Source organism: Corynebacterium kalidii, assembly GCF_022869005.1.
GTDB lineage: Bacteria > Actinomycetota > Actinomycetes > Mycobacteriales > Mycobacteriaceae > Corynebacterium > Corynebacterium kalidii.
Window position 1 is genome coordinate 402592 of sequence record NZ_JALIEA010000012.1, and the last position, 11510, is coordinate 414101.

Annotated in this window: 11 protein-coding genes; 7 read left to right on the plus strand and 4 right to left on the minus strand. The window is 70.1% G+C overall.

Features of this window, described 5'->3' with window-relative positions; genetic code table 11:
• Nucleotides 1–18 precede the first annotated feature (18 nt).
• Genes MUN33_RS07655 through MUN33_RS07665 form a run of 3 tightly spaced genes read left to right on the plus strand, consistent with a single transcriptional unit; the run spans nt 19 to nt 3126 of the window.
• The gene (locus tag MUN33_RS07655) at nt 19–1185 is read left to right on the plus strand and encodes an acyltransferase family protein (RefSeq protein WP_244804302.1); all 1167 of its coding nucleotides are present in this window, start codon (nt 19–21) and stop codon (nt 1183–1185) included.
• 11 nt (nt 1186–1196) lie between these two features.
• A complete protein-coding gene (locus MUN33_RS07660; protein WP_244804303.1) occupies nt 1197–1694 on the plus strand; it encodes a polyadenylate-specific 3'-exoribonuclease AS in 498 nt (165 codons plus the stop codon).
• Nucleotides 1695–1737: 43 nt separating this feature from the next.
• On the plus strand, nt 1738–3126 hold the full coding sequence (locus MUN33_RS07665; protein ID WP_244804304.1) for a class II 3-deoxy-7-phosphoheptulonate synthase: 1389 nt from the start codon (nt 1738–1740) through the stop codon (nt 3124–3126).
• Between the two features lie 28 nt (nt 3127–3154).
• On the opposite strand, the gene pknB is transcribed toward MUN33_RS07665, so the two are convergent.
• Complete coding sequence (pknB, locus tag MUN33_RS07670; protein WP_244804305.1) at nt 3155–5428, minus strand: Stk1 family PASTA domain-containing Ser/Thr kinase; 2274 nt, start codon at nt 5426–5428, stop codon at nt 3155–3157.
• A gap of 175 nt (nt 5429–5603) precedes the next feature.
• On the opposite strand from pknB, the gene MUN33_RS07675 reads away from it, so the two are divergent.
• Nucleotides 5604–5966 carry an Rv2175c family DNA-binding protein gene (locus MUN33_RS07675; RefSeq protein ID WP_244804437.1) on the plus strand — a complete coding sequence of 121 codons (363 nt, stop codon included), beginning with the start codon at nt 5604–5606 and terminating at the stop codon, nt 5964–5966.
• Here MUN33_RS07675 and MUN33_RS07680 read toward each other — a convergent pair.
• Nucleotides 5880–7490: an alpha-(1->6)-mannopyranosyltransferase A gene (locus tag MUN33_RS07680; RefSeq protein ID WP_244804306.1), complete on the minus strand. Its 1611-nt coding sequence runs from the start codon at nt 7488–7490 to the stop codon at nt 5880–5882. The genes MUN33_RS07675 and MUN33_RS07680 overlap by 87 nt on opposite strands.
• 3 nt (nt 7491–7493) lie before the next feature.
• On the minus strand, nt 7494–8618 hold the full coding sequence (locus MUN33_RS07685) for a polyprenyl synthetase family protein (protein WP_244804307.1): 1125 nt from the start codon (nt 8616–8618) through the stop codon (nt 7494–7496).
• A gap of 133 nt (nt 8619–8751) precedes the next feature.
• On the opposite strand from MUN33_RS07685, the gene MUN33_RS07690 reads away from it, so the two are divergent.
• Nucleotides 8752–9741 carry a methylenetetrahydrofolate reductase gene (locus tag MUN33_RS07690; RefSeq protein WP_244804308.1) on the plus strand — a complete coding sequence of 330 codons (990 nt, stop codon included), beginning with the start codon at nt 8752–8754 and terminating at the stop codon, nt 9739–9741.
• A 22-nt stretch (nt 9742–9763) separates the two neighbouring features.
• Here MUN33_RS07690 and MUN33_RS07695 read toward each other — a convergent pair whose 3' ends face one another.
• Complete coding sequence (locus tag MUN33_RS07695) at nt 9764–10363, minus strand: GNAT family N-acetyltransferase (protein WP_244804309.1); 600 nt, start codon at nt 10361–10363, stop codon at nt 9764–9766.
• A gap of 161 nt (nt 10364–10524) precedes the next feature.
• On the opposite strand from MUN33_RS07695, the gene MUN33_RS07700 reads away from it, so the two are divergent.
• Together MUN33_RS07700 and MUN33_RS07705 are read left to right on the plus strand one after the other, a co-directional pair.
• Nucleotides 10525–10962, plus strand: a complete 438-nt coding sequence (locus tag MUN33_RS07700; protein WP_244804310.1) for an SAV_6107 family HEPN domain-containing protein — start codon at nt 10525–10527, stop codon at nt 10960–10962.
• 130 nt (nt 10963–11092) lie between these two features.
• The gene (locus tag MUN33_RS07705) at nt 11093–11485 is read left to right on the plus strand and encodes a DUF3040 domain-containing protein (RefSeq protein ID WP_244804311.1); all 393 of its coding nucleotides are present in this window, start codon (nt 11093–11095) and stop codon (nt 11483–11485) included.
• Nucleotides 11486–11510: the final 25 nt, after the last annotated feature.

The following is an 11510-nucleotide window of genomic DNA, read 5'->3' on the forward strand; positions in this document are numbered from 1 at the left end:
GGGGCACTCTGGGGTCCCGTGTCCACCACATCCGGAACCTCGAACGCCAACACCAGTGCAACCCCCGCGGCGACAGCTGTGGGGGACGCACGCGCGACCGGGCGACGTGCACCGGGCCGGCTCCTGTGGGCGGACTGCGCCAAGGGCCTGTCGATCATCGCGGTGTGCTACATGCACGTGGTCACCGGGATCCCGGGGGCGCAGGAGACCGCATGGAACTGGTTCAACGAACTCATGGACCCGATCCGGATGCCGTTGTTCTTCGTCATCTCCGGGCTGTTCGCCCACCGCGTCGTCGAGCGGACGCTGGGTGACCTGTGGTACCGCCGGCTCTGGTTCCTGCTGGTGCCTTACCTCGTGTTCACCCCGGTGCAGGCCGCGATCCGGCTGGACATGGCCGACGACCTGGGGTGGGCCAGTCTGGGACGGGCGATTCTGCTGGGGGATCCGGGCATCTGGTTCCTGTACGTGCTGATGGTCTTCAATATCCTGGCCTGTCTGCTCCGGAGGGTCCCGCCGGTCTGGGCGGTGGCGCTCTCGTTCGTGCCGGCGCTCGTCGTCGCCGCCGCGGGGTGGACCGGCTACCCGGAACTCACCCACATCACCCAGTACGCCCCGGCGTTCTTCCTGGGGCTGCATTTCCGGCATCTGTTCTTCAGGATCGCCGAGCACGCCGCACGCCCGGCGGTCGTCGCCACCGCGGTGCTGGCGTTCGTGGGGTGGGAGTGGATCTACTCCACGGTCGCCGATATCGTCCGGCCGGACGGTTGGTCGACGGGGGAGGCCGCGGTGATGAACCTGCTGGCACTGGTCCGGATCGTCACCGCGGTGCCGATGGGGATCCTCCTGGCCGCGTCGATCTCGCGGACGCCGCGGTTGTCCGGTGCGGTCGCGGCGGTCGGACGGAACACGCTGCCGATCTACGTCTCCCACCACGCCGTCCTGCACCTCGTCTCCGCTGTCGTCATCCCGTCGCTGCTCGCCTCGGACCCCGTGGTGTGGGGATTCCTGGAGGACACGAACGTGCGGGTCGTCGTCGGCCTGGTGACCTGTGCCGTCGCCGGGTTCGTCTTCTACCTCGTCGGCCGGACGCCGGTGCTCAAGTGGGTGCTGCACCCGCCGGCCCTGCCGCGCCGCGCCGCCGACAGGGGACGCGAGGCCGCCCCGGTCGAGGCACGGGTCTAGGATTGCCTGGCGTGCGATACTTCTACGACACCGAGTTCATCGAGGACGGCACCACCATCGACCTGGTGTCGATCGGCGTGGTGGCCGAGGACGGCCGCGAGTTCTACGCGGTGTCGACCGAGTTCAGGGAGCGGAAGGCCGGTGACTGGGTCCGCCGGCATGTCCTGCCGTTGCTGCCGCCTCGGACCGACCCGGCGTGGATGTCCCGCGCGGAGATCCGTGCGCGGCTGTTCGCCTTCCTCGTCCCCGGGCACCGTCAGGGCGACTGGCTGCCGCCCTCACGGCGTCCGGAGCTCTGGGCCTGGGTGGGCGCCTACGACCATGTGGCGCTGGCCCAGCTGTGGGGCGACATGACACAACTGCCCCAGGAACTTCCCCGGTTCACCCATGAACTGAAGCAGTTGTGGGAGGCTGCGGGCCGGCCGGCGTTGCCTGATCCGCCGGAGCGGGCCCACGACGCCCTCGCGGACGCGCGCGCGAATGCGGTGAAGTTCCGCCTGTCGAGGTAGTGCAGTTCACCATTCGGGCGTACCGTCTCGTATGATGGCGTCCATGGGTTGGACAATTGACGCACCTCTCGAAGAGCTTCCTGATCTGCCACCGCTGCCCGGCGACCTCGAACGGGTATTTCAGGACACCATCGCACGCGACGCGAAGCAGCAGCCGTCGTGGGACCAGGGGCACGCCGACCGCGTGCGTAAGATCCTGGAGTCCGTGCCACCGATCGTGGTGGCGCCGGAGATCCGGCGGCTGAAGAAGGAACTCGCCGACGTGGCGCTGGGCAAGGCGTTCCTGCTGCAGGGAGGCGACTGCGCCGAGACCTTCGAGGCCAACACCGAGCCGCACATCCGCGGCAACATCAAGACCCTGCTGCAGATGGCGGTCGTGCTCACGTACGGCGCGTCGACACCCGTGGTCAAGATGGCCCGGATCGCCGGACAATACTCCAAGCCGCGGTCGGCCGACCGCGACTCCAACGGTCTGCTCAACTACCGCGGTGACCTGGTCAACGGGATCGGGGCCACGGAGGAGGAGCGGCGCCACGACCCGTCGCGGATGGTGCGTGCTTACGCGAATTCCGGCGCGGCGATGAACCTGGTGCGTGCCCTGACCAGTTCGGGCACCGCCGACCTGGCCAAGCTGCACGAGTGGAACCGCGAGTTCGTCGCCAACTCCCGTGCCGGTGCCCGGTACGAGGCGCTGGCCGGCGAGATCGAGCGTGGTCTGGAGTTCATGAGCGCCTGCGGGGTCTCGGACTCCACCCTGGAGACCGCCAACATCTACTGCTCCCACGAGGCACTGGTCCGTGACTACGAGCGTGCGATGCTGCGTCTGGCCCACGGGGAGGACGGTGAGGACGTGCTGTACAACCTCTCCGCCCACCAGATCTGGGTCGGCGAGCGCACCCGCGGTCTTGAGGACTTCCACATCGCCCTCGCCGCCCTGGTCGGCAACCCGGTGGGGGTGAAGATCGGGCCGACGACGACCCCGGAGGAGGCCGTCGCCTACGTCCAGAAGCTTGACCCGCGTAACGAACCGGGTGTGCTGACCCTTATCACCCGCATGGGCTACGACAAGATCCGGGAGGTCCTGCCTCCCATCGTCGAGGCCGTCGAGGCGACCGGACACAAGGTGATCTGGCAGTGCGACCCGATGCACGGCAACACCTACACCACGTCCAACGGCTACAAGACCCGTGACTTCGACCGCATCATCGACGAGGTCCAGGGCTTCTTCGAGGTGCACCGTGCCGCCGGTTCCCACCCGGGCGGCGTGCACATCGAGTTCACCGGCGAGGACGTCACCGAGGTCGTCGGCGGCGCCCAGGACATCACGGACCTGGACCTGCCGTCGCGCTACGCCACGGTCGTGGACCCCCGGCTGAACACCCAGCAGGCCCTCGAACTGTCCTTCCTCGTCGCGGAGATGCTGCGCAAGTAGCTGTAGCGTCTGTAGGCGCCTACAGCGTCTACAGCGTCTTCAGGGTGACCGTGTCGCCGACGGCGGCCCGCGAGGTCGGCCCCGGCGACTGCGTGATCACCAGGCCGTCCGCCCTGCCGTCGACGGTGACCTCCAGGCCCTCGTCCTCGAGGGCCTTCGCCGCGTTCCGGGCCGTCCGTCCGATCACGAACGGGACGCGGACCATCGTGGACTCCCGCAGCGTGACGGTGGTGGAGGAGGACGGGTCGACCCGGGTCCCTGCCGCGGGCTCCTGGGCGGCGATGTCACCACGGGAGACAGACGTGTCGGACACGCCCTCCCCGGTCTTCGGCGACAGCCCGAGGTCGCGGAGTTCGGCGGCGGCCTCGTCGGCGCTCATGCCCTCCAGGTCCGGGACGGTGACCGCGGTGGAGAGGATGAGGGTGACCGGGGAGGAGCCGGGGATCTCGGTGCCGGCCTCCACGTCGGTGCCGACGGCGTCGCCCCCGTCGACGTCCTTGTCGAAGCGGTGCCGGACCTCGCCGACCTCGAGGCCGGCGGACTCGATCGCGCGGCGTGCCTGACGTTCGCTCATCCCGGAGACGTCGGGGACGGTCACCGGCCGCGCACCCTTGCTGACCTTGACGGTGACGTCGGTGCGGGTGTCCACGGCCTGTCCGGGCCGGGGCGAGACCTCGGCGACGACGCCGGAACGCACGTCGTCGGAGTACACCGATTCACCGACGGTCCAGGTCAGCGTCCGTTCGGAGAGCTTGGCCTGGTAGGCGGCGAGGGTGTCGGCCGGTCCCGGGGTCGGGACGGTGGGGCGGCCCTGGGAGACGAGGACGGCGACGTCGTCACCGCGGACGGCGCGTTCGCCGGCTCCGGGGTCGGTCCCGGTCACCGCCTGCTCCGGCTCGTCGTCGGAGTAGACCTCGTTGACCACGGCGGTGAATCCGGCGGCCTCGACGGCCGCGCGCGCACCGGAGACGTCCTGGCCGAGTACCTGCGGTATCTCGCCGTACCGTCCGGACGCCACCCACCAGCCGGTGACGGCGACGGCGACCACGAGGACGACGAGGATCACGCCCCAGATCAGCGTGGACGCCCCGCCGCGGTTGGTCAACGGCCGGGGGCGGGGGGCCGGCGCCTGCGACCGGGCGGGCTCGGGTGCGGGGGCCGGCGCCTGCGACCGGGCGGGCTCGGGTGCGGGGGCCGGGTCGTGCGCGACCGGAGGGGCAGGCTGGGCGGGCTGGACAGGGGGGACAGGCGGGACGAGGCTGGTTTCGGCGGTGTGTGCCGCCGGCATGTCAGCCCTCGTCTCCCGGGTATCCTGGTCGCCGGAGTCGGTGCCCGCCGCGAACATGCTGGTGGCCATGGCGTCGTCGTCCCAGCTCAGGCGGTCGGAGACGACGGAGCCTTCCAGGGCACGGTGGACGGCGCTGACGGTGGGGGCCGGGACCTGGAAGTCCGGCAGCCGTAGTGCGTGCCTGGTGGTGCGCACGGCGGCGAGGAATCCGTCGCCGTCGGAGAAACGTTCGCCGGGGTTGTGCCTGGTCGCTCGGAGCACGAGCTCGTCGAGTTCCGGCGGTACCCCGGCGATGAGACCGGACGGCGCCGGCACCTCGTTGTCGAGACGCATCAGTGCGGTCTCCTCGGGCGTGGCACCGCGGAACGGCGTACGCCCGGTCAGCAGCTCGAAGAGCAGGATGCCGGCGGAGTAGACGTCCCCCTCGGGGCCGACGTGCCCACCCCTGACCTGTTCCGGGGACAGGTACGCGGCGGTGCCGATCACCGGCCCACCGGAGGTGACGTCGCGTCGGGACGCGCGGACCAGACCGAAGTCGGCGAGCTTGACCTGGTGGTCGTCACGGATGAGGACGTTGTCCGGCTTCACGTCCCGGTGGACCATCCCCTCCTGGTGCGCCAGGGCGAGGGCCTCGAGCACGGGGCCCATCACCGCGAGCGCGGCGTGCGGGGGCATGGGGCCACGTTCGCGCAGGAGTTCACGCAGCGTACCGCCCGGCACCAGTTCCATCACCAGAAACACGTGGTCGCCGCCGGGACGGTGGTCCACCCCCTGGTCGAAGACGTTGACCAGGCACGGGTGGTTCAGCCGTGCCACGGCCCTGGCCTCGCGTTCGAACCGGGCCCGGAACGCGGGTTCACGCGCGAACCCCGGGTCGAGGACCTTGGCGGCGAGGTCACGGTCGAGTCGGGTGTCCACACAGTGGTAGACCACCGACATTCCTCCGCGGGCGATCGTCTCGCCGATGCGGTACCGGTTGTCCAGCAGGTCACCCGGCTGCAGCTGCGGTTCCATGATGCTCGACCCGCCTCCTTTCATCTACGGCTACCCGGGAAGTATACGGGGCAGTCCAGGAAAGACGGGATGACGGGATAGGGTGGGTGCCGTGAGTACGAACAACAGCAGCGACAATCCCCACAACAACCCCGGAGCCGACCGCACCACCGGTGGTTCTGTTCCGGGCCACGGGCTGACCTCCGCGGTGTCGGGGGTCCCGGCCGGTGAGCGGGTCCTCAACGTCCCCGAGGTCGCCGACCTGCTCGGCGTCGTGGTGACCCGGGTGATGGACCACCTCAACAGCCACCGTCTCGTGGCCGTCCAGGTTGACGGGGTCCGGCAGATCCCGGCCCGCTTCTTCACCGACGGCGGTGAGGTCAACCGGTTCATCCCGGGGCTGATCGCGTTGTTGTCGGACGGGGGCTACTCGGACGAGGAGGTCCTGGAGTTCCTGTTCACCGAGGACGAGTCACTGCCGGGCCGCCCAGTCGACGCCGTCCACGGGCACCTCGCCCGGGAGGTCATGCGCCGCGCCCAGGCCATGGCCATCTCCTGACCCGGCGGGCCTGTCCTCGCGGAGGCAGGTGGTGGCCGCCCACCACATGACCACGCCGAGCACGAGCAGCCACCACAGGGAGTAGAGCCGGTTGTTGCCGCCTCCGTCGAAGGTCATCGACAGCACCATTGACAACCAGGCGACGACGATCAACGCCCGGCGGTCACGGACCCAGACGCCGAACAGCGCCAGCGGTGCCATGTAGTACCAGGGCAGGACGACGGCGTTGAGCACGCAGGTCACCGCGTAGGCGGCCGTGGCGCCGACCATCGCGTCACGTGCCCCGCGGCGCCAGATGAACCAGCAGACCACCAGGCCGACGAGCATGAGGACCATCGTCACCGGCCGGAGCACCGCGACGATCTCGTTGAAGTAGATCTCCTCGTTGACCAGGCTCAACGGCCGGACCAGCAGGCCCGCCAGCAGCGACGCCAGCGAGAGCGGGTTGATGACCTTGGTGTTGCCGCTGATCTCGGCGACCCAGCCCCAGGTCTGACCGCTGGCCCAGGTGACCGCGGCGAGCGCGGCCAGTGTGACCGCCACCGACGCGAGTCCACCGAGGGCCAGGGCCACCAGGCGGGCGGGGGAGAACCTGCGCATGTCCGCGAGGATCTCCCGGGCCCGCCGACGGGGTCCGCCGTCGCCCGGCAGTGCACCGGCACGACGCGCGACGAACACCCACACCAGGAACGGCAGCGCGAACAGGGCCGTCGCCTTCAGCGCGACACCCACGCCGATCAGGGCCGACCCGTACAACAGACCCCGGACGGGGGCGGCGTGCACGCCGAGGTACAGGCCGGTGCACACGAGGGCCATCATCGTGACCTCGTTGTGCATGCCACCGATGTAGTGGATGACGGCGAGGGGGTTGGCGACGCCGATCCACACCGCGACGTCGGGCGAGGCGCCGAACCGCCGGGCCAGCGCCGCGACGGCCCACACCAGGACGGCGAAGCTGAGCAGCGAGAGGATCTTGTACGCGACGATCCCGGCGGTGATGTTGTCGCCGGTGACCCGGGTGATCCCGTCCCCGATCCACAGGTGGAGGGGGCCGTAGGGGGTGGTGGTGTTCCGCCAGTCACCGCTGACCTCGAAGAACATCCGTCCGGGGTTGGCGGAGGCGCCGACGTCGTAGGCGTTGTGCCCGTCGCGGGCCAGTGTGCCCTGCATCAGGTAGGAGTAGATGTCGCGGCTCATCAGGGGGCCGGCGAAGAACAGGGGGGCGACCCAGGCGAGGACCGGCCGGACACCGAGGGGTTCACCCAGGCGGACGATCCGTCCGCCGACCACGATCCACGACAGGATCATCAGCAGGATGGCCACCCACATCACGACGACGACGATGCCGTAGAGGTGGCCGAACCCCAGGTTGGACCAGCCCAGCGCCTGCAGGATACCGCCGCGGTTACGGGTCGCGCCGACCGAGTGGGAGCACAGGGCGAGCAGGACGGAGCCGACCAGTCCGAGCAGGACGGCCCGGCGACGCGGCATGTCCCGGACCCGGGTTCCGATCGTCGTGAGCATGGCTCAGCTCCTCCGTTCCGTGAGCTCCTCGGCGACGGCCACCAGTTCCCCGGTGACGGAACGTCCGAGTCCGCCTCCCCGCAGCGTCTCCACGGCACGGTCGGTCAGTGACCGGATGAGGGCGGTGGAGTCCGCGGCGGCGCCGGAGTCGACGATGATCCCCCGCAGGACGTCGACCTCCTCCTCGGAGGTGACCGTCCCGATGCCCGCGCGCAGGCGGGCGGCGGCGGCCGGGTCGGTGGCGTCCGCCGCCCGCAGCGCCGTCGCCGCGAGGTAGGTCCGCTTCCCGGAACGCAGGTCGTCGCCCGAGGCCTTGCCGGTGACGGCGGGGTCGCCGAAGACCCCGAGGTAGTCGTCCTCCAGCTGGAACGCCACGCCGATGTCGCGCCCGGCCGACCGCAGCATCTCCACGGTGTGCGCCGGGGCGTCGGCGAGGGCGGCACCGACGTGGAGCGGCCGTTCCACCGTGTAGGCGGCGGTCTTGTATGCGTTGACCTTCCCCGGGGCCTCGGGGTCCTCGGAACCGCTGGCCTCGACGGAGATGTCGAGCATCTGCCCGGCGATGACCTCGGTGCGCATCGCGCGCCACGGCGTCCGCGCCCGGAGCAGGGCCTCGGCCGACACGCCGGAGGCGGCGAGCATGTCGTCGGCCCAGGCGAAGGCGAGGTCGCCGACCAGGATCGCCTGGCTGACGCCGTAGGCGCCAGGGTCCCCGAGCCAGGCGTCCCGCCGGTGCCGTGCCTCGAAGGAGCGGTGGACGGTGGGGCGGCCGCGGCGCGTGTCGGAGTGGTCGATGATGTCGTCGTGGATCAGCGCACAGGCCTGGATGAACTCCAGGGAGCTGACGGCCCTGACCAGGCTCGCCGCATCGGTCCCGGGGTCGAGTTGTCCACCGCCGCCGTCGAGGGCCGCCCGGACGCCCGCCCACGCGAACAGCGGGCGCAGCCGCTTGCCGCCGACGACGAACTTACCGAGCTCGGTGATGCCCTGCTCGATGACGGGGTCGATGCCGTCGAACTCTGCGTGCCTGTCGGCCAGGAACTCCTGGATGGTCAGGTCGACGGCAGGGGGGACGTCGGTCAGTGGTGCGTCGACGTGCCAGGTGGTCGTCGGGGCGGCGTCGGCCATCGGGGGGTTCCTCCGTAGTCGGGTCGGGGAGCGTGAAGGGGGTTTCCGGTTCCACCCAATAGTAGGGACCGTGCCGCGGAAAGCGGACCTCGACCTGCCGGAGCCGGCCCGTGGTCTTCTAGGATGGGGCACTATGGTCAATGAAATTCACCGCCCGGCCCCGGCGAGCCTGCAGGTCGCCGTCGCAGACACCCTCAAGTGGGGCACGCCTGGACGCGTCCCCTTCTCGGTGGAGTTCATGCCCCCGCGCGACGACGCCGCCGAACAACGCCTCTGGTCGGCGGCCGAGGCGTTTCACGACGTCGGTGCGAGCTTCGTCTCGGTGACCTACGGTGCCGGCGGCTCCAGCCGGGAACGCACCGAGCGGGTGGCGGCGCGACTGGCGGTGAAGCCCCTGACGACCCTGCTGCACCTCACCCTCGTCAACCACCGCGTCGACGAGCTCCGGGACATCCTGCGCGAGTTCGCCTCACTGGGGCTGACGAACGTCCTGGCGTTGCGTGGCGACCCGCCGGGGGACCCGATGGGGGAGTGGAGCCCCGTGGAGGGGGGACTCAACTTCGCCCACGAGCTCATCGAGCTGGTCCGGTCGATGCCCGAGTGCGCCGACTTCGACATCGGGATCGCCTCTTTCCCGGAGGGCCACTACCGCGCCGGGAGCCTGGAGGACGACACCCGGTACACGCTGCAGAAGCTGCGGGCGGGTGCGAGCTACTCCATCACCCAGATGTTCTTCGACGTCGACCACTACCTGCGGTTGCGGGACCGGTTGGCCGCCGCTGACCCGGTGCACGGGGCGAAGCCGGTGATCCCGGGGCTGATGCCGATCACCTCACTGAGGTCGGTGCGCCGCCAGCTGGAGTTGTCGGGGGCGTCGTTGCCGCGGGAGCTCGACGACGTTCTCACCCGCGCGGCGGACGGTGACGAGGTGAAGAACGCCGCGGCGATCCGGGAGGCCGGGATCGAGGTGACCTCGAAGATGGCGGAGAGGCTCATCGCCGAAGGGGCGCCTGACCTCCACTTCATGACGATGAACAACGTCCGTGCCACCCAGGAGGTCCTCCACAACCTCGGGATGGCGCCGGCCTGGGGGCCGGAGTTGGGCCACGACATGGTGCGGTGAGTCCGCGCCTGTCAGTCGCCCGTCAGTCGCGGTCGAGTGCGAGGATCCCGAACGGACGGGGGTCCGCACCGAACCGGAAGTGGCGCAGGACGTCGTGGAACCCGGTGGCGCGGTAGAGGGACCAGGCTGCGTTGGCTTCGTCGGGGACCTCCGGGGTCGAGAGCATCGCGACCGGCCGTCGGAGGTGGGGCAGCAGCGCCTCGAGCAGGGCCCGGCCGACCCCGTGCCCCTGGGCGTCGGGGTGGACGTGGATCTCGGAAATCTCGTCGTAGTCGGCGAGCAGTTCGTCGGCGCGGTCGGCCGGCAGTCCCGAGGCGATCAGGCCGCGGCGGACCTCGCGGTACCACCAGCTGGTCGGCTCACCGGGGAAGCCGTAGGCGACGCCGACCGCCCGGTGTGCCGCGCGCCCGGGGTCGGGGACGGACCGGGACGGGTGGGACAGGGCTACCACACAGTGGAAGCCCTCCTTCCTCGCGTTCGCCAGCCACAGCTGCCGGCGCTGGTGGAAGGTCTCCGCCGGGTAGTCCATCGCCCTGAGGTGGATGTCGACGAGCTGGTCGATGCGGCGGACGTAGTCCTGCACCGGGATGGTGCAGATGCTGATCTGGTGGTCGTCGGTCACCTGTCTATTGTGGCAAACGGCAGGGGAGAGATCCGACGGAACGTCGAAAATCGAACATCAGTTCGATGGTTTGGTCTGGTCGGGATCCCGCGTCCGGCCGCGCCCGTACCGTTGGGACATAGCAGTCAGAGAGCAGGACGGGTCTCGTCGAGGAGGCGGTCATGGCACAGGGAGTCACCGGTGGTGTCGCGAGGGTGGACAGGTCACGCAGGGGCGGTTCCGTGCCGCCGGACACCTTCGTCATCGAGGCCGAACGCCTCCTGGAGCTCAGTCGTACCGACCTCGTCCGGGAGGAGCGTCTGACGTGGGCGTACCGTGCGGCCCTCCGTGGCGCGGGGGCGGTGATCCAGTTCGCGAGGAAGAAGCGGCGGAGGCTGCCGCCGGGCAGTGCCTGGGAGAAGGTGCGGGCCCTGACCGGCGACGAGGAGATGGACGGGTGGTGCCGCCGCTTCGCGCCTCACGCGCGACTGGTGGCGCAGGTGGAGATGGGGCTGGTCCCGGACCTGTCCGAGGACCGGGTGACCGAGGTTTACCAGGACGCCTGCCTCTTTCTCGACGCCGTGCGGGGACGTGTCGGGTACCTGCCTGAGGTTGCGTGACGGTCCACGTCCCGACCTGGGGTAGGCTAGGGGCATCAGCGCGGAACTTTTTCCGCCCATCGTGCGTTGACACGGTAGAGACAGAACAACCGTCAGACTTCAACACCCGACACCTCAGGGGAGGACGATCGTGGCCCTTTCAGAACAGGAACGGCGCATGCTCCAGGAGATCGAGCAGGCGCTGATTGCCGACGACCCCAACCTTGCCAGGCAGGCTGCCGGGGACGGTCCGGTCGGCGGAGGTTTCAGTATCGGCATCCGTTCGGTCGCCGTCTTCCTCCTCGGCGTGTGCCTCCTCGTCGCCGGCATCGCATTGTCCCAGAACAGTCTCTGGTTCGTGGCTCTCGGAGTCATCGGCTTCCTCGTGATGTTCGGCGGCGGCCTGCTGGCCTTCCGCGGGGCGGACGGGGCGGGGTCGGGATCCCGTAACGTTGGCGCCGCGTCCGGCAAGTCCGGCTCCGGGGCGAAGACCGGCGGTGTCGCCGACCGCATGGAAGACAGCTTCCGCAAGCGTTTCGAGTAGTTCACGGCAGTGCCCCGCGGGCGGG

Coding starts and splice junctions, on each gene's coding strand:
- MUN33_RS07680 (WP_244804306.1), bottom strand. CDS start 7,490: ATGCTCACGACGATCGGAACCCGGGTCCGGGACATGCCGCGTCGCCGG.
- MUN33_RS07665 (WP_244804304.1), top strand. CDS start 1,738: ATGGGTTGGACAATTGACGCACCTCTCGAAGAGCTTCCTGATCTGCCA.
- MUN33_RS07700 (WP_244804310.1), top strand. CDS start 10,525: ATGGCACAGGGAGTCACCGGTGGTGTCGCGAGGGTGGACAGGTCACGC.
- pknB (WP_244804305.1), bottom strand. CDS start 5,428: ATGGAACCGCAGCTGCAGCCGGGTGACCTGCTGGACAACCGGTACCGC.
- MUN33_RS07690 (WP_244804308.1), top strand. CDS start 8,752: ATGGTCAATGAAATTCACCGCCCGGCCCCGGCGAGCCTGCAGGTCGCC.
- MUN33_RS07685 (WP_244804307.1), bottom strand. CDS start 8,618: ATGGCCGACGCCGCCCCGACGACCACCTGGCACGTCGACGCACCACTG.